Here is an 18,214-nt window from a genome sequence, read left to right on the forward strand (position 1 = left end):
GAATCCCCAATCTCTATGAGGTTGGGGATTTTTTTTGCTCTAAACTGAAGGAGTTATCTTATTTATTATAATAATCTTAATGGTTCTATTTTCTCTATTAAAGCTTTTTGACTTGTAGCGTCATACGGGATACTTGTTTCTGTATATAATTTGGTTTCTTTAGTTAATTTCTGTACATAATTCTTTTTTAAAATATTATTACCGAATATAATTCTTTTTATTATCTTTGCACTCGCAAAATATAGATGATGGAGTACAAATTAGATGAAATAGACTTAAAGATCTTGCGTATGATGCAAGAAAATGCGAGAATCAATAACTCTGAATTAGCAAAAGAAGTTGGTATGGCTCCTTCAGCAATTCTTGAGAGAGTTAAGAAATTGGAGCAAAAGGAGGTCTTATTAGAGTTTAATGCAAGAATTAATCCAAAGGCAATTAATCAGAAAATGCTCTCGTTTATTTTTATAAAAGTAGATGAGATAATTGGAGATGAAGAAACAGGTAAGCTTTTAGCTGAAATACCAGAAGTTTTAGAAGTTCATGATATTGCTGGAGATGATGGGTATATGATTAAAGTCCGTACGTCAGATTCACTTGCTTTAGTTCACTTGATGCGTAATTCTTTGTCTAAGATTCAGGGGATAATATCGACAAGGACTATAATTGTGTTGCAAACAGTTAAAGAAGATAATAAATTAATAATACCAGAAATTTTAGATTAGTTATGGGAGCAGTTGCTACAAATGGTACAAGTAAAGGAGCAGTTATATTTGCTTATCTTGTAGTTTATTTTGTTTGGGGATCTACTTTTTTCTTTATTCACAAAGCATTAAGTGATTTCACACCTTTCGTTTTAGGATCATTACGTTTTTTTGCAGCAAGTATGATTTTATTGACTTATTGCAAGATGCGTGGGTATAAGTTGTTTAATAAAAAAGTAGTTAAACAAGCTTGTATTACAGGGTTCCTATTGTTGTTTATTGACATGGGAGCATTGATTTGGGCAGAACAACACGTCTCAAGTGGTATTGCTGCTATTATGGCTGCAGCTGCAGCTTTATGGTTTATTATTTTAGATAAACCTCAGTGGAAGAATAACTTTTCGAGTATTCCAATTGTATTAGGACTGATAATGGGATTTATTGGGGTTATAATGTTGTTCGCAGAACAAATTACAATAGCAAGTGATGAATCTCAAAAGTTGTTGAATATTTTTTGTATGGTTTTATTAATCATAGGGTCTATTGCTTGGACAATAGGTTCGTTGTATTCAAAATATTCAAAAGACAAGAATCAAGATCAAGGTGAGGATTTACACGTAATGGTAAAAACTTCTTGGCAAATGATTACAGCAGGTGTGTTGTTTTCTCTTGTAGCAATGTTAAATGGAGAGTTTGCTGCTTTTGATCCAGCAGACATATCAACAGGTGGTTGGTTCTCTTTAGCTTATTTAATCACATTTGGTTCTATTTTAGCTTTTGGATCATACATTTGGTTGATTCAGAATAGACCAGTTACTGAAGTTAGTACATATGCTTATGTAAATCCTGTTGTAGCAGTAGCATTAAGCTACTTTTTTACAGATGATATTATTACAAGTTTACAAGTAGGTGGATTAGGAGTTGTGTTAGTAAGTGTTGCATTAATGAATTGGGATTTATACAAAGGCAGTAAGGTTTTTAAAAGTTTTAAAAAGAAATCTGCTTCTCAAAAAAAAGACAATGAACAGCTTAATGTAAGCAATTAATAATGTTCGCTAAATAAATAAAAAAAGCCTTTGGATTATCCAAAGGCTTTTTTTATTTAAAGCTTTTATATTGAGTTGTTTGAAGTGTAAAAATAGAATAATTGTTTTGGTAGGTAATTTAATTGTATTACTTTTGCACAGCTTTTAGATCAACATGGTTTCCTATTAGCAATTTTAAAATAATATTTAAACCCTTCTGTTTTTAATAATTGATTTATAGGAACTTATAAGAAAAACAGAATACAAATTTTTATCAGATATGTCTGAAAACATTAAAACACAAGAGGAATTTTTAAATGACTTTAACTGGGATAACTACGAAAACGGTATTGATGCTGTTGATGAAAACCAATTAAAAGAGTTTGAAAGCTTAGTAGACAAAACGTTTATCTCTACAGATGACGAAGAAGTTGTAGAAGGAGTTGTTGTTAGAATTACTGACAGAGATGCGATTGTAGATATCAACGCTAAATCTGAAGGTGTTATTTCATTAAACGAATTCCGTTACAATCCAAACTTAAAAGTTGGTGATAAAGTTGAAGTATTAATCGACGTTAGAGAAGATAAATACGGACAATTAGTTTTATCTCACAGAAAAGCTCGTACTATCAAAGCTTGGGATAGAGTTATTGCTGCTCATGAGACAGGAGAAATCGTTAATGGTTTCGTAAAATGTAGAACTAAAGGTGGTATGATCGTTGACGTATTCGGAATCGAAGCATTCTTACCAGGTTCTCAAATTGATGTTAAACCAATCCGTGATTACGATCAATACGTGAACAAAACAATGGAATTCAAAGTAGTTAAAATTAACCACGAATTCAAAAACGTTGTTGTTTCTCACAAAGCTCTTATTGAAGCTGATATCGAAATCCAGAAAAAAGAGATTATCGGTCAATTACAAAAAGGTCAAGTGTTAGAAGGTGTTGTTAAAAACATTACTTCTTACGGTGTATTCATTGACTTAGGAGGTGTTGACGGATTAATCCACATTACTGACTTATCTTGGTCAAGAATCAACCACCCAAGTGAAGTATTAGAATTAGACCAAAAATTGAATGTTGTAATCTTAGACTTTGATGACGAGAAAACAAGAATTCAATTAGGTTTAAAACAACTTTTCGCTCATCCATGGGATGCTTTAGATTCTAACTTAAACGTAGGAGATAAAGTTAAAGGTAAAGTAGTTGTTTTAGCTGACTACGGTGCTTTCATCGAAGTTGCTGAAGGAGTTGAAGGTTTAATCCACGTTTCTGAAATGTCTTGGTCTACTCACTTAAGATCAGCTCAAGATTTCGTAAAAGTTGGAGACGAAGTAGAGGCAGTTATCTTAACTCTTGATAGAGAAGAAAGAAAAATGTCTTTAGGTATCAAACAATTATCTCAAGATCCTTGGACTGATATCACTTCTAAATACCCTGTAGGTTCTAAACACACTGGTATCGTTCGTAACTTTACAAACTTTGGTGTTTTCGTAGAATTAGAAGAAGGAATTGATGGATTAATTTACATCTCTGACTTATCTTGGACTAAGAAAATCAAACACCCATCTGAATTTGTAAACGTTGGAGACAAATTAGAAGTTGTTGTATTAGAATTAGACGTTGAAGGTCGTAAATTATCTTTAGGACACAAACAAACTACAGCTAACCCATGGGATAAATACGAACAAGCTTACGCTGTTGGTACTGTTCACACAGGTGAAATCTCTGAATTAGTAGACAAAGGTGCTACTGTAGTATTCGAAGATGACGTTGTAGCTTTCATCCCAACTCGTCACTTAGAAAAAGAAGACGGTAAAAAGTTGAAAAAAGGTGAAACTGCTGAATTCAAAATTATTGAGTTCAACAAAGAATTCAAAAGAGTTGTAGCTTCTCATACATCTATTTTCCGTGAGGAAGAAGAGAAAAATGTAAAAACTGCTGAAACAGCTTCTGCTTCTGCTGAGAAAACTACATTAGGAGATATCGACGCTCTTGCTGAATTAAAAGAAAGAATGGAGAAAGGAAACTAATTCCTAATCTTTTATAATATTTCTTAAGCCCCAACATTTGTTGGGGCTTTTTTTATGGATTTTTGTTATTGCGTAATTTAATAAGTGGACCACTATATAGTATATATATGTTCTATATACTTTGTGTCTTGTTATTGGCCTATCCGTTATAATGTGTATATGAAGTGTGTTTTAATCTATAGCAAATGATTTTACTAAGTTTAAACGATGCCTTTATAAGTTATTGTGTTATTAGCTGTGGTCTTCTATACTTCCTTTTACTATTGGAGATGTTTTACTATTATTTTTATTTTGTATGATGTTTATAACTGCTCCATGTTTTTTTGGTGTGCCTATAGGATAATTGTAAATGAAGCTGTAGCAATCATAGCAAATAGTGTGAAGTATATGATAAGATTTATATGAATCTACTTTGCTTTTTAATATCTTTAGTACAAAATTAAATGTTTACAAATGGGTTGGTTTACTAATCGAAGTAAAAGTTGGGAGTTTAAGAACTCATTAGTTTTATTAGGAGTTGTGGGAGGAGTGAGTTTTTTAAGCTTAGGTTTACTCACACCAATTGCTGTAGCTGTATTTGGAGCTATTGTTAAAGTAAGTAAGTGGACTAAAACCACGTTATTTATTTCATTAATCTACTTATTGTTTTTGATCATTTCTTTATTTGCTTATATGGCAGATCAAGGATTTATGACTATTCTTACATTAAACTTTATCAGTTTCTATATTTATGTAGCTTATATGTCTTTGTATTTAGGAGAGTATTTGCAACGCTTAGATTTAAAAGACTATATCAATTTAGAGAAGGATAAAGAGTATAGTTATTTTTCAATAATGACTCAACTTGTAAATGTAGAAGAGAATATATCACGTAAAGATTTATTTATAAACAACCTTACGAATCTTAAAAAGAATATAGCTAATAGTGCTATGCAAGATGATATAGACGAATTAGTACGTTTAGTAAATGTTATTGTTGAAACAGATCCATCCAAGAGTGATTTGTTTTTTGAAAGGCATGCATCAACAATTGAAAATGCTTTACAACAATATATAACACTTGATAAAGATTATTTGCAAAATACAGAAGTTAAAGTAGCAAAGGAGAAGTTGGCACAATTGATTAGTTCAGCTCGGTTAGCTTTTGAAAATGAATTATCAAAAATGTTTGAAATGCAAATATTAGAGGTAGATGCCGAAGCAGAAGTATATTTATCTATATTAAAAGGAAAAGGATTGTTATAATGGGAGTATTTACAGAGAAATCAAAGAATTGGGAATTTAAGACTGGTTGGTTAAGTATTCTGGCTATCGTTTTTCCATTTATTCTTCCGCCGGTTGCTATGTTCTACATGGCAATTATAGGACGTATTCGTAATCTGATATACGGAGGATTAGTTTGGAGTGCATTATACGCAAGTGTTTATTTTATGTATATCACTTTTGGAGAACTATTTTGGGTTAAGATTATTTCATTTGTGATTATGTTAAGTGGGGCTGTTGTTGTAGGGATGCACTATAAGAGTTTTTTACAGCGCGTTGATTTACGTTCTATTATTAATGTAAGATGGGGTGTAGAATACGATTATGTTGAATTTATGCGTCGTAAACGCATATCGGAAGTGTTGTCTGTTAGTGATTTTGTTATTAGTTTACAACGTTGGAAAAATGTGCTTACAAATGATGAAGTAAAAGGAAATATTGCTTTAATGATTTCAATGACTAAATCAATTACTAAAAACAATAAGAACATCAGTAATTTGTTTTTGGAACGTCACGCTTATTCAATAGAAAATATATTACAACAATACCATCAATTGGAATTATCTAAATTAGATAATGATACTGTAAAGCAAGCCGAATTAAAGCTTCGATCTACGATAGCTCAAGCTACTAAAGCATTCGAAAACGAATTGATGAATCAGATGAAATTTCAAAATATTGAAGTGGAATCAGAGTCAGAAGTGTATGTACAAGATTTAAAAAATAGAGGACTATTATAAAAAAAAGAAATATGGAAAAGGATATTCAACAATTAAGAGATGAAAGAGCATTAGCTCCTGAGGTTTCAGTGGATTTTAGTCCACAAGAATTAAAACAAATTGAATCATATAAAGGAACTATTGATTTGTCAAATACAACTCAAGTTATTCAATATGGTGCGGCAAGTCAGTTAAAAGCAAGTGCATTTGCTACCGAAATATTGAAACAAGTTCAGACAAAGGATTTAGGTGAAACTACAGATATCCTTGTTGGTTTAAAAGAAGACGTTAAATCATTTGAGGGGATTGCAAATAAAAAGAGTCTATTTCCATTCTTTGACACATTGAAAAAGAAAATAGCAAGGTTACAAACGCAGTATTCTAAAGTAGAAGATAATATTAATGCAGTTGAAGTGCAACTAGAACGTCATTACAAGATAATGATGAAAGATGTTGCAATGTTTGACAAGCTATTTGATGAGAACAAGAATTACTTTAAAGAATTGTCACTATATATAGCTGCAGGAGATGAAAAGTTACACGAGCTAAATACAATCGAATTACCAAGATTAAAAGCTGAAGCAGAAGAGGCTAATGACCCAGGTAAAATACAAGCATTTAAAGATTTCGAACAACAAGTTGTTCGCTTTGAAAGAAAGGTTCACGATTTAAAATTAACGAGAATGGTTATTTTACAATCATCACCTCAAATCAGAATGGTACAAAATAATAGTTTGATGTTGATGGAAAAATTACAATCAAGTATTGTAAATACATTGCCATTATGGAAAAATCAAATGGTATTAACATTAGGCTTAGCTCGTTCTCAACAAGCATTAGGAGCGCAACAAGCAGTGAATGATGCTACGAATCAGTTATTGACTAAGAATAGTGAAATGCTTAAAGATTCAACTATCAAGATTGCAAAAGAAACAGAACGTGGAATAGTAGATATAGAAACGATTCGTAAAGTTAATTCAGATATTATTACTACAATTGATGAGATTGTTCGTATTCAAGCAGAAGGACGTGAGAAAAGACGTGCTGTTGAAATTGAGTTAAAAGATTCTGAAAACGATCTAAAGAAACATTTGCTAAGTAACAATAATTCAGTAAAGTAACTTAAAAGTAAATAGGATAAATTTAAGGTTAGCAGTAATGCTAACCTTTTTTTGTTTACTGTGGTTTGATTTTTGTAAAGTAATTTATGGTTAATTAATTAACGAATGATATTTTATATAAATCTTGAGGAATGAAGATAGCGACTATCGGAATAACAGAATGTTCAGTAATTGTAATTGGACTATTATTATTAGCTATTTATTGGGGCTATGGATTAATTCATTTAATTATGAATATACGTATAGTTGGAAGAGAATCAAGAGTATGGTTACTTATGATGTTTTTATTGCCACTTATAACACCAGCAGTTTATTTTACATTGCATGCAAATGATTCGCTGCCTGTGTTTAAAAAATAATGAATAGAGTTTTAGTAAATAAAAAAAGCTACCCTAATGGGTAGCTTTTTTTGTATATTCAAAATAAGATTATTTTCCTTTTTGAGCAGTTAATTCAGCTATCTTAACAATAACTTGAGTAGCCTTAACCATACTTTCTACAGGAACATATTCGTATTTCCCGTGGAAGTTATGACCACCAGCAAAGATATTAGGACAAGGTAATCCCATGTAAGAAAGTTGAGAACCATCAGTACCACCGCGAATAGCTTTGATAAGAGGTTTAATATCTAATTCTTTCATTGCTTGTTCAGCAATATCAACGATATGCATTACAGGTTCAACTTTTTCACGCATATTGAAATATTGGTCACCGATTTCACAGTTTACGATATCTCCACCAAATTTCTTGTTATATTTTTTGTTGAACTTTTTAGCCAACTTAGCAATTTGCTTTTTGCGTTTCTCGTATTTTTTAAGGTTGTGATCTCTAATGATTAATTCAATCACAGACTCTTCAATACTACCAGTTACGTGGTGTACGTGGAAGAAACCTTCATAACCAGTTGTTTTTTGAGGAACTTCATCTTTAGGTAATTGAGAGATGAATTTGTTAGCTAAAAGAATAGAGTTAATCATTTTTCCTTTTGCATAACCTGGGTGAACACTTTTACCAGCGAAAGTTAATTTAGCATAACCAGCGTTGAAGTTTTCGTATTCTAACTCACCAATCTGGCTACCATCCATTGTATAAGCCCATTCAGCGTCAAACTTCTTAACGTCAAATAAATGTGCTCCTCTACCAATTTCTTCATCAGGTGTAAATCCAATACGAATTCTACCGTGTTTGATTTCTGGATGTTGAATTAAGTATTCCATTGCAGAAACAATTTCAGTAATACCTGCTTTATCATCAGCACCTAAAAGTGTAGTACCATCAGTTGTGATTAAAGTTTGTCCTTTATATTGTAAAAGATCTTTAAAGTAAGAAGGAGATAGAATGATATTTTGTTCTTTGTTTAACACGATATCTTTACCATCATAATTCTCTACAATTTGTGGTTTTATGTTAGCTCCAGAGAAATCAGGAGATGTATCAAAGTGAGAAACAAAACCGATAGTAGGAACTTCGTGTTCTACATTACTTGGTAATGTAGCCATGATATAAGCATTCTCATCTATAGTTACATCTTCAAGACCGATTTGTTTTAATTCTTCAACTAATTTATTAGCTAAATCCCATTGTTTTTCAGTACTCGGGCAAGAGTTTGAAGAAGGATCAGATTCTGTATCAACAGTTACATAACTGATGAAACGATCAATGATATGTTGCATAATGTATAAGTTTTTATAGTAACAAAAGTAAGGATTTAAAGTGTTATAGCAGTACAATTAAGCAATGATATTTATTGTTTAATGTGATAGATAGCTAATCTTAATTATAATTTAACTTTTCAAAGAGCATCTAATATGAAGATGTGATTTAATGAGAACTATTGAATTGTTGTATATTTGATTCTCATCAAATCAAACGAGATGTTTAAAAAGTATTTTATTCTGTTTTTTTTATTGGCTACAACAATAACGAGAGCTGTAGAGCCAATCAAAGAATATGTAGATCATCCTTTAAATTCAATTTCCAATATATCTTTTGAGGCTGTAGAAATTACAACAGAAGATAATTTTAGTTTAAAGAGTTGGATTTGTATGCCAGCTAAAGAAGTTGATAAACACAGGGTATTTGTATTAGCTTATGGAGACAGTGGAAATATGTCATACTATGTTCGTCAAGTATTAGAAATGGTAAAACAAGGTTATACCATTGTGATGTTTGATTATCGTGGTTATGGAGAAAGTCAAGCTTTTGAAATGGAGACTACAATGCTATATTATGACGAATTTGTTACTGATTTAAAAGCAGTAGTAGATTATTCTAAAACTCGTTTTAAACAACCCGTTGGCGTTTGGGCTTTATCAATGGGAAGTATTCCTGCTACTTTATTGTATAGTCAAGATAAATTCGATTATATGGTTGTAGAAGGTTTTGTTTCAAGTCCAACATTAATTATTGAAAAGGTTAAAAGTCATTTGCAACAAGATTATAAATTACCACCAAGTGCAACCGATTATGAAAAAGCTTTGAGTAGATTATCGGTGCCAATGCTTTTGTTTGCAGGAGATCGTGATGGATTAACAACGCCAGATGAAAGTAAAAGAGCTAAGTATTTAAATGCTAAAAACGAATTAGTGTTTTTTAAAGGGACACATTTGCAAGGGTTTCAAGCTTTATCAAACGAATATCACGGGCAAAGATATGTAGAGGCAATTGATAGTTTTTTTGATATAAATCTGTCAAGTAAGTAATCATTAGAAATCTTAGTCAAAGTTTTACCAATAAATTATAATAGAATCCTAATAATAGGCGCTTGATTAATATATACCTTTGCGCCTTGTTACTCAAACGACATACCACAAGTAAAAATGGAGCAAAACCACAGACATTTTTTGTTATACAAACCGCACGGTTACATCAGCCAATTTATCTACGAAAAGAAAAGAACGAAGCACAAATTAGGAGAGTTATATGATTTTCCTGAAGGGACAATGGCTATCGGTCGATTAGATGAAACTTCAGAGGGATTGTTGTTTTTGACAACAGACGGAATGGCGAGTGAGCGTGTTAGAAGTGCTCATTATGAAAAGGAATACTATGCTCAAGTTGATGGGATAATCACAGACGAGGCAGTTGAACAAATGCGCCAAGGAGTTTTGATAGGTGTGAAGGGTGAGAAGTATATGACAAAACCTTGTGAAGTTGAAAAACTACCTGTATTACCAGATTGGATTGGAGTAGGAAGACGAATTAGAGATGAAAGACACGGACCAACGAGTTGGGTAAGACTTGTTTTAAAGGAAGGTAAGTTTAGACAAGTTCGTAAAATGACTGCCGCTGTTGGATTTGCTACCTTGCGCTTAGTACGTGTTCGCATAGGCGATGTTTCGTTAAAAGGTATGGAAGTTGGTGAAGTAATAGAAATCGAACAACTATAAGATTATTGATATGAATACAAAGGCAAAAGAGAATTATCAATTTCAAAAGATTGTAGCAACCGTTGGAGTTTTACTTTTCTTAATTAAAGTATTAGCGTGGTATTTAACTAACTCCGTAGCTATTTTGACAGATGCTTTAGAAAGTGTTATCAACGTAGTAAGTGGATTTGTAGGACTATACAGCCTTTATTTATCGTCGTTACCGCGGGATAGAAATCACCCTTACGGACATGGGAAAGTTGAGTTTATTTCTGCTACCTTAGAAGGAGGGATGATTATGCTTGCCGGTATTATTATTATAGTAGAGGCGGTTCGTAATTTGATGAATCCACAGCCAATAGGTAAATTAGATTACGGAATTTACTTAGTAGGTATTACAGCTATTATCAATTATGTTTTAGGATGGTATGCAGTAAAAAAAGGAGAAAAGAACAAATCTTTAGCCTTAATCGCAAGTGGTAAGCATTTACAGTCAGATACATATTCAACCATTGGTATTATCATCGGATTAGTCTTATTGTATTTCACAGGGTATCATTGGTTAGATGGAGGAGTAGCTTTGTTATTTGCTGTAATAATTATGGTTACAGGATATAAAATTGTTCGTGGTGCGATATCTGGTATTATGGATGAAACAGACGAAATCTTATTGAATGAAGTTGTTGATTATTTACAAGAACATAGACGTGAAAACTGGATTGACTTACACAATCTTAGAATTATAAAATACGGTACAGTACTTCACTTTGACTGTCATATGACAGTGCCTTGGTATTTCAACATTGTAGAAGGACATAAAGAAGTTGAGATCTTAGAAAAAGAAATCATCGATAAGTTTGGAGAAGACTTAGAACTATTTGTACACATGGATGATTGTAAAACCTTTTCATGTAAGATATGTTCAAAACAAGAATGTCCTTTTAGAAAAGACCCTTTTGAACATCAGATAAAATGGACTATTGAGAATGTTTTGAAAAACAAAAGACACAATAGTGCCACTACAGATTTAAAATAAACCTTTTTTGAGGGCGATCAAACACAAGGTTTTCGTCCTCAAAGAAGTTGTCAAAAACTCCCGTTTCAATTAATGCCTCTGTTTTACCTTGTGTAGTATAATCCTGTTTTAAAACAATGATTTCATCGCTTAATTGAATAGCAAGATCCATATCGTGACAAGAGAATAGGATAGCTTTATTTTGTTTATGAGCTAATTCTTTTAATAGCTTAAACAGTGCTACTTTGTGATGTAAATCTAAATGATTAGTAGGTTCATCTAAAATAATAATAGGGGTGTTTTGTGCCAAAGCTCTTGCAATTAAAACACGCTGTAATTGACCATCACTTAATTGGTCAATTTTCTTTTCTTTTAAATCAGTTATCCCTGTTAAATCAATTGCCTGATCTACCCAATAGATGTCTTCTTCCGTTAATTTACTGTAGTGATTAAGGTAAGGTGTTCTCCCGATTTGAATTAGTTCTTGCACAGTTAGATCTGAAAGAGGAATCCTTTCTGTTAATACAACACTGATGATTTTAGCAAGATCACTATTTGTATATTCTTGAAGATTTTTATCTTTTAATACTATTTGCCCATTGATGCTTTTTTGGTTTGCAGACAAAGTGCGCAGTAAAGTTGACTTTCCTATTCCATTAATGCCTACCAATGAAATCAGTTTTCCTTTCTCCAAACGTATATTGACATTTTTTTGTACAGTAACAAAACCATTTTTTGAATGTTTGTATCCAATAGTTAAGTTGTTCGTTTGTAGAATAGAAGAGTGCATACAGAAGGATATAGTTTTTAAAAGTCTAAAAATACTTAATTAGGAGATAGGAAAAAACTACAAGTTAAAATTTTACGACTATGAACAAATAAGTGTCTAATTAATAATGAAAATTAGAAAAACAGGATGATTATTGTTTTTGTAGACTTTTATTAAAGGAAAAAACACATTAGTATTTGGTGTTTAAAAAGAGTTTTTGAAACAAAACACAGATATTTAAGTGCTTTTTTACTTCATTTTTGTTTAAAAAATAGATAAAATAAGGTGTTTTTTTTAAATGTTTTTTGTTTGTAAGGTGTTGTTTTTTAATTATTTATATTCTTTATAGGGTGTTTTAAACACTATTTTTCCTATTTATTTAAGTTATACTTATTCCTTGTATTTACAAGGCTTGTCGCATAATCCTCTGACAATAGTCCGACAATAGTCTGGCAATAGCCCGAAAATACTGGGCTGAATAATTTGTGGTCGGACTATTGTCGGAGGAGTGTCGGAGTATGGTCAAATAAAAATGGTATTCTATGTAGTTATCTTGCCTATACTTTTTCGTCATAATCAATTTTTATACTATATATCTAATTCATATAACGTTAAATAGTAAAGGACAAGATCATTTTCTTTGAATTAAAATTAAGGTATAGAAGAAGTGTTTTATCAATATTTAATAGAAGAAAAAGTTACGATATACTCGTTTTTGCAAAAGAAAATAGCAAACAGACATATTCAATTAAAAGAAGGATTAAGGCAAGTAATGATCTGTTTTTATAAGTGTTTTAAAGTGAGAAAGATTAATTAAACAGATTGAAATGATTAGTTTTTAAAAGGTGGTTTTACGATTAAATAGGATGGGAATCCTACATATTGCTTGCTAAAAATAGGCGTAAACAGTAAATAAATCCTATATTTGTAAGACGAATAATTCTATTGTTAAAATATGAAACCGAACACACAACAATTAGCAGAGTTAACTACTCAAGTAAGAAGAGACATTCTTAGAATGGTTCATGCTGTAAATTCTGGACACCCAGGAGGATCATTAGGATGTGCTGAGTTTTTAGTGACTCTGTATCAAAGATTAATGGACAGAAAAGATGGATTTGAAATGAACGGAACAGATGAAGATCTTTTCTTTTTATCAAACGGACACATCTCTCCAGTTTTCTATAGCGTATTAGCAAGAAGTGGATATTTTCCAGTAAGCGAATTAGCTACTTTTAGAAAATTAAATACAAGATTACAAGGACACCCTACTACTCATGACCACTTACCAGGTGTACGTATGGCATCAGGATCATTAGGACAAGGATTATCTGTAGCTTTAGGAGCTGCTCAAGCTAAGAAGTTAAATAAAGACAATCATTTAGTTTACGTTTTATTAGGTGATGGTGAGTTGCAAGAAGGTCAAAACTGGGAAGCAATGATGTATGCATCTGCTAAAAAAGTAGATAACTTAATCGCTACAGTTGACTTAAACGGAAAACAAATTGACGGACCAACAGATAAAGTATTAGACTTAGGATCAGTAAAAGCTAAGTTTGAAGCTTTCGGATGGGACGTTATTGAAATAGAAAAAGGTAATGATATCGATTCTATCTTAAAAGGATACGAAGAAGCAAAAGCTAAAACAATGAACGGAAAACCAGTTTGTGTATTATTACATACAGAAATGGGTAACGGAGTTGACTTTATGATGGGTACTCATGCTTGGCATGGTAAAGCACCTAACGATGCTCAATTAGAAGAAGCTTTTAAACAAAATCCAGAAACTTCTTTTGGAGATTATTAATCCTTATTTAATTAGAATCAATATGAAAAAATATACAAATACAGGTAGCAAAGATACACGTTCAGGATTTGGTGCTGGTTTAGCTGAATTAGGACAAACGAATGAAAATGTAGTTGCACTTTGTGCTGACTTAATTGGGTCTTTGAAAATGGATGAGTTTATTAAAAATCATCCAGAGCGTTTCTTTCAAATAGGTATTGCAGAAGCAAATATGATTGGTATTGCTGCTGGTTTGACAATTGGTGGAAAAATTCCTTTTACAGGAACTTTCGCTAACTTCTCAACTGGTCGTGTATATGATCAAATTCGTCAGTCTGTAGCTTATTCTGAGAAAAACGTTAAGATTTGTGCTTCTCACGCAGGATTAACTTTAGGAGAAGATGGTGCTACTCACCAAATCTTAGAAGACATCGGATTAATGAAGATGTTACCAGGGATGACTGTAATTAACACGTGTGATTACAACCAAACAAAAGCGGCTACATTAGCAATTGCTGAATATGATGGTCCTGTTTATTTACGTTTTGGTCGTCCTGTAGTTCCTAACTTTACACCAGCTGATGAGAAATTTGAAATTGGTAAAGCTGTTATGTTAAGCGAAGGTGCAGATGTTACAATTGTTGCAACTGGACACTTAGTTTGGGAAGCGTTAATTGCTGCTGAGGAATTAGAGGCAAAAGGAATTTCTGCTGAAGTAATCAATATTCATACAATTAAACCATTAGACGAAGAAGCTATTTTAAGTTCTGTTGCTAAAACTGGTTGTATTGTTACTGCAGAAGAGCATAACTTCTTAGGAGGATTAGGAGAAAGCGTTGCAAGAGTATTAGCTTTAAACAATCCGTTACCACAAGAATTTGTTGCAGTACAAGATACTTTTGGTGAATCAGGTACTCCAGAACAATTAATGGAGAAATATGGTTTAAATGCTGCTGCTATTGTTGAAAAAGCACAAGTAGCTATCAACCGTAAATTCAAAAGATAATATTTATTATTTTATAGATATAAAAAGGGCTTCACATTGTGAAGCCCTTTTTAGTTTAAGGATATTGATAAAAAAACCGTATCATTCGATACGGTTCTTTTTATTATTTCTTAGGCCATATTATTTCACCGTCTTTTTGGTCAGGGAAACAAGATTTGTCTAAATATCTTGGAATGTCATTGCAAGTTTTTAATGCAGGGTCATCAAAGTTGTAGTATATATTAACCCCATCAACTCTTTCTTTGAATAGTTCAGTTTTAGTAAGAACTCCATCTCCGTCGTCGTCGTCGTCTAAGAAGTTTGGAATACCATCTCCATCTGTGTCAAAACCAAAATAATCTTCTAAAGTTAATTCTTCAACAGGTTTTTGTACATTAACCTCGTATTTTGAAAGAATACCATCACCATCGTGATCTCTTTCTAATCTATGGATTAATGTTAGGTCAGTAATATAAGCTTCATAACCTTTTAATTTACTTCCTGCTCCAGCATTAAAATATCCTAAACCAGATGGGATAAAAGCAATAATTCTACCTGCAGATCCTTCATCATAAGTTGGTAATCCATCTTCACCATTTTTAATTCCTGTCGCTGTTTTTATCTTTGTTAATAATTGACGTTCAGCACTTCTAAGTTGTCCAGGTACTTTTGAATATTGTCCATTAGAAATATTCATAAAGTCTTTAGGCGTAGTAGGAAAAGTATAATATTTTCCAGGGAAGTTAGGATTAAACTCTTCATTTCTTAAAGTAAGATTATTAAGTTTTACATAAGTAGAATCAATTGTAGATGCTCTGTCACCTTTTCCTTCATTTATAACTAAATAATAAACTTTATATTGAAGTTCATCTTTTGGTTTAGTATATTTTAAAGAAGTAGTACCATTTGGATTACGAATTGGTTCAAAATCATACATATCTGATTTTAACACAAAGTCTTTAACTAAACGTGAATCATCCCAAATAGAAGATTCACTATTTTTAATGGTTTCAAAAGTGATGATATCACCTTCTTCTTTGATATAATGAGATTTTAAATAAGCTTCAATACTTGCCTCATTTTCTTGTTTAACTTCAGCGCGGTCTCTTAATTCAACTACACTTGGGCTACTTGGGCTATCATCTTTATTACAATTAGCGGCAATAAGTCCTATAAAGGCAAGACTTAAAACTGTAAATAATCTATTCATTTTTGAGTTATTTTAGTAGTGCAAGATACAATTTTACTTTATTTTTGTGTACTTTGTAAGAGAAAATTAATGCTAAAATATGCGAATAGATAAATATTTGTGGTGTATTAGATACTATAAAACAAGAAGTATTGCAACGGAAGCTTGTAAAAAGGGACATATTACTGTAAATGGTCAGAGTGCCAAAGCATCAAGAGAGGTTTTTCCAACAGATAAAATTTCGCTTAGAAAAGACCAAATACTTTATCAATTGACAGTCTTAGACCTTCCTCCAAATAGAGTAGGGGCAAAATTGGTAGATATTTATAGAAAGGATACGACACCTGCTGAGTCATTTGAGCATTTAGAACTCCTTAAATTATCAAAAGATTATTATCGTTCTAAAGGAATGGGACGACCTACTAAAAAGGACAGACGTGATATAGATGACTATTTAGATATTGAAGATGACGAAACCATTGAATAAAGATTATTGGGAGGGGAGATATATAGAAAACAATGCTAAGTGGAGTGTTGGAGCTATAACAACTCCTTTAAAGGAATATATAGATCAATTGCCTAATAAGGATATTAAGATTTTAGTTCCTGGTTTAGGTCACGGACACGAGTTGTTGTATTTACATCGTTTAGGTTTTACGAATATAGTAGGGCTTGATTTAACGGATATTGCTATGAGAGAAACTTGTGATGCCGTATCTGATTTCCCTAAAGACAAAGTAGTGTTAGGTGATTTTTTTGAACACAACGGACAATATGATCTTATCATAGAACAAACTTTTTTCTGTTCACTTCCAAAAACATTGAGAAAGAAGTATGTGGATAAAATGTATGATTTACTTTTGCCAGGAGGTAAATTGGTAGGTGTACTATTTGATTGTGAGTTTAAAAATGATGAGCCGCCATTTGGAGGTAGTAAGGAAGAGTACACAACATTGCTTTCAGAGAAGTTGAATATCAATTTAATAGAAACAGCATATAATTCGATTAAGCCAAGGGCAGGAAGAGAATTATTTTTTATAACTATAAAACAACATGACTAAAAAGATTATTTTAACCAAAGAAGAAATTAAGTTTAAGAGTAAACGTATTGCTTATCAGATTTACGAAACTTATGTAGATGAGGAAGAGATTGTAATTGCAGGTGTTGCAAACAGCGGATATGTATTTGCTCAAAAGTTAGCAGAAGCATTACAAGAAATTTCAACTATTTCAGTTAAGTTATGTGAAGTAAGAATTGATAAACAAAATCCTATCAATCCAATAGAGACATCTTTAGATAGTTCTGAATATGCTAATAAAGCCGTAGTATTGGTAGATGACGTTTTAAATTCTGGAGCTACATTAATATATGGAGTAAAGCACTTCTTAGATGTGCCATTAAAGAAATTAAAAACGGCTGTCTTGGTAGATAGAAACCACAAGAACTATCCCGTTAAAGCGGACTTTAAAGGGATATCATTGTCTACATCATTATTAGAACACATTCAAGTAGTTTTTGATGGAGAAGAAGAGTATGCTTATTTAAGCTAATACTTCTATTTCTTTGATAAGTTCTTCAGGAGTCTTATTATCGATAGTAATAATATGTTTAGCTTGATAGTAAAAATAGCTACGATCAAATAAATGTTTCGCTATAAAAGTTTCAAGAGTATCGTCTGTATTATTATTTAATACTGGGCGGTGCTCTTTTTCTTTTTCTAAGCGTTCTGCAAGAGTTTTGATAGATCCTTTTAAATAGATTGAGCAAATTCCTGGTTCTTGTAATACAAGGTGGTTATTCGCATAACAAGGAGTTCCTCCACCCAAGCTTAAAACGAAGTTATCATTTTCGGCTACTATACTATGTAATAATTGGTGTTCTATCTTTCTAAAATATACTTCTCCTTTAGTTTTGAAGATCTCTTTTATACTCATATTGAGTTTTTTTTCGATTTCAAGGTCTAAATCTATAAAAAGTAAGTGTAGGTGCTTAGCCAGTATTTTACCAATTGTTGATTTTCCTGAGCCCATATAGCCTAATAGGATAATTTTTTTCATAAAAATAAGGGGTTGTACCTTAGTGTCTTAGGTAATATTTGAAAATAAAAGACAAAAATAAACCAAAAAAGCTTAGACTTTTTAAAAAAGTGTTCTATATTTGCACCCGCAATAAGGAATTGAAATAATGACTCGATAGCTCAGTTGGTAGAGCACAACACTTTTAATGTTGGGGTCCTG

At 31.9% G+C, this 18,214-nt stretch carries 19 protein-coding genes; 15 read left to right on the forward strand and 4 right to left on the reverse strand.

What is annotated here, in order from left to right; genetic code table 11:
* The first annotated feature begins 248 nt into the window (after nucleotides 1-248).
* The 7 genes from AABL81_RS13045 to AABL81_RS13075 all read left to right on the forward strand — a co-directional run bounded on the left by AABL81_RS13045 (nucleotide 249) and on the right by AABL81_RS13075 (nucleotide 7,223).
* Complete coding sequence (locus AABL81_RS13045) at nucleotides 249-722, forward strand: Lrp/AsnC family transcriptional regulator (RefSeq protein ID WP_341341268.1); 474 nt, start codon at nucleotides 249-251, stop codon at nucleotides 720-722.
* Nucleotides 723-724: 2 nt separating this feature from the next.
* Nucleotides 725-1,747: an EamA family transporter gene (locus AABL81_RS13050; protein WP_341341269.1), complete on the forward strand. Its 1,023-nt coding sequence runs from the start codon at nucleotides 725-727 to the stop codon at nucleotides 1,745-1,747.
* Between the two features lie 259 nt (nucleotides 1,748-2,006).
* Entirely contained in the window at nucleotides 2,007-3,761 is a 1,755-nt protein-coding gene (rpsA, locus tag AABL81_RS13055) for a 30S ribosomal protein S1 (RefSeq protein WP_158209245.1), read from the forward strand.
* A gap of 453 nt (nucleotides 3,762-4,214) precedes the next feature.
* Nucleotides 4,215-5,006: a hypothetical protein gene (locus AABL81_RS13060; RefSeq protein WP_341341270.1), complete on the forward strand. Its 792-nt coding sequence runs from the start codon at nucleotides 4,215-4,217 to the stop codon at nucleotides 5,004-5,006.
* Entirely contained in the window at nucleotides 5,006-5,764 is a 759-nt protein-coding gene (locus tag AABL81_RS13065) for a hypothetical protein (protein WP_341341271.1), read from the forward strand. The genes AABL81_RS13060 and AABL81_RS13065 overlap by 1 nt, the downstream gene beginning before the upstream one ends.
* Before the next feature lie 11 nt (nucleotides 5,765-5,775).
* Entirely contained in the window at nucleotides 5,776-6,864 is a 1,089-nt protein-coding gene (locus AABL81_RS13070; RefSeq protein WP_158209242.1) for a toxic anion resistance protein, read from the forward strand.
* Nucleotides 6,865-6,995: 131 nt separating this feature from the next.
* Nucleotides 6,996-7,223 carry a hypothetical protein gene (locus AABL81_RS13075; protein ID WP_158209241.1) on the forward strand — a complete coding sequence of 76 codons (228 nt, stop codon included), beginning with the start codon at nucleotides 6,996-6,998 and terminating at the stop codon, nucleotides 7,221-7,223.
* Nucleotides 7,224-7,292: 69 nt separating this feature from the next.
* On the opposite strand, the gene pepT is transcribed toward AABL81_RS13075, so the two are convergent.
* Nucleotides 7,293-8,537 (reverse strand): peptidase T, encoded by a 1,245-nt coding sequence (gene pepT / locus AABL81_RS13080; protein WP_341341272.1) that lies wholly within the window; start codon nucleotides 8,535-8,537, stop codon nucleotides 7,293-7,295.
* Nucleotides 8,538-8,738: 201 nt separating this feature from the next.
* Here pepT and AABL81_RS13085 point away from each other — a divergent pair, with 201 nt between their 5' ends.
* The 3 genes from AABL81_RS13085 (at nucleotide 8,739) to AABL81_RS13095 (ending at nucleotide 11,268) form a co-directional block, all read left to right on the forward strand.
* The gene (locus AABL81_RS13085) at nucleotides 8,739-9,566 is read left to right on the forward strand and encodes an alpha/beta hydrolase (RefSeq protein WP_158209239.1); all 828 of its coding nucleotides are present in this window, start codon (nucleotides 8,739-8,741) and stop codon (nucleotides 9,564-9,566) included.
* A 117-nt stretch (nucleotides 9,567-9,683) separates the two neighbouring features.
* Nucleotides 9,684-10,253, forward strand: a complete 570-nt coding sequence (locus tag AABL81_RS13090; RefSeq protein ID WP_341341273.1) for a pseudouridine synthase — start codon at nucleotides 9,684-9,686, stop codon at nucleotides 10,251-10,253.
* Nucleotides 10,254-10,263: 10 nt separating this feature from the next.
* Nucleotides 10,264-11,268, forward strand: coding sequence for a cation diffusion facilitator family transporter (locus AABL81_RS13095; protein WP_158209237.1), 1,005 nt, complete (start codon nucleotides 10,264-10,266; stop codon nucleotides 11,266-11,268).
* Here the strand turns inward: AABL81_RS13095 and AABL81_RS13100 are convergent.
* The gene (locus tag AABL81_RS13100) at nucleotides 11,252-12,037 is read right to left on the reverse strand and encodes an ABC transporter ATP-binding protein (RefSeq protein WP_341341274.1); all 786 of its coding nucleotides are present in this window, start codon (nucleotides 12,035-12,037) and stop codon (nucleotides 11,252-11,254) included. The two genes, AABL81_RS13095 and AABL81_RS13100, sit on opposite strands and share 17 nt — an antisense overlap.
* 934 nt (nucleotides 12,038-12,971) lie before the next feature.
* On the opposite strand from AABL81_RS13100, the gene AABL81_RS13105 reads away from it, so the two are divergent.
* Nucleotides 12,972-13,823 (forward strand): transketolase, encoded by an 852-nt coding sequence (locus AABL81_RS13105; RefSeq protein ID WP_090407408.1) that lies wholly within the window; start codon nucleotides 12,972-12,974, stop codon nucleotides 13,821-13,823.
* Nucleotides 13,824-13,845: 22 nt separating this feature from the next.
* A complete protein-coding gene (locus tag AABL81_RS13110) occupies nucleotides 13,846-14,808 on the forward strand; it encodes a transketolase family protein (RefSeq protein ID WP_341341275.1) in 963 nt (320 codons plus the stop codon).
* A 103-nt stretch (nucleotides 14,809-14,911) separates the two neighbouring features.
* On the opposite strand, the gene AABL81_RS13115 is transcribed toward AABL81_RS13110, so the two are convergent.
* Nucleotides 14,912-15,997 (reverse strand): EF-hand domain-containing protein, encoded by a 1,086-nt coding sequence (locus AABL81_RS13115; protein ID WP_341341276.1) that lies wholly within the window; start codon nucleotides 15,995-15,997, stop codon nucleotides 14,912-14,914.
* 79 nt (nucleotides 15,998-16,076) lie between these two features.
* Between AABL81_RS13115 and AABL81_RS13120 the strand changes: the two genes are divergently transcribed.
* From AABL81_RS13120 to AABL81_RS13130, 3 genes are read left to right on the forward strand one after another with little or no spacing between them, the layout of a single operon-like run.
* Entirely contained in the window at nucleotides 16,077-16,463 is a 387-nt protein-coding gene (locus AABL81_RS13120; RefSeq protein WP_341341277.1) for an RNA-binding S4 domain-containing protein, read from the forward strand.
* Nucleotides 16,444-17,037 carry a methyltransferase domain-containing protein gene (locus tag AABL81_RS13125; protein ID WP_341341278.1) on the forward strand — a complete coding sequence of 198 codons (594 nt, stop codon included), beginning with the start codon at nucleotides 16,444-16,446 and terminating at the stop codon, nucleotides 17,035-17,037. Before AABL81_RS13120 ends, AABL81_RS13125 begins: the two co-directional genes overlap by 20 nt.
* Nucleotides 17,030-17,527 carry a phosphoribosyltransferase family protein gene (locus tag AABL81_RS13130; protein WP_158209232.1) on the forward strand — a complete coding sequence of 166 codons (498 nt, stop codon included), beginning with the start codon at nucleotides 17,030-17,032 and terminating at the stop codon, nucleotides 17,525-17,527. The genes AABL81_RS13125 and AABL81_RS13130 overlap by 8 nt, the downstream gene beginning before the upstream one ends.
* Here AABL81_RS13130 and AABL81_RS13135 read toward each other — a convergent pair.
* Nucleotides 17,519-18,034, reverse strand: a complete 516-nt coding sequence (locus AABL81_RS13135) for a shikimate kinase (RefSeq protein ID WP_158209231.1) — start codon at nucleotides 18,032-18,034, stop codon at nucleotides 17,519-17,521. The genes AABL81_RS13130 and AABL81_RS13135 overlap by 9 nt on opposite strands.
* Between the last annotated feature and the right edge of the window lie 180 nt (nucleotides 18,035-18,214).

The sequence above is a fragment of the Myroides sp. C1519 genome (genome assembly GCF_038039755.1).
In the GTDB taxonomy this organism is placed as follows: domain Bacteria; phylum Bacteroidota; class Bacteroidia; order Flavobacteriales; family Flavobacteriaceae; genus Flavobacterium; species Flavobacterium phaeum_A.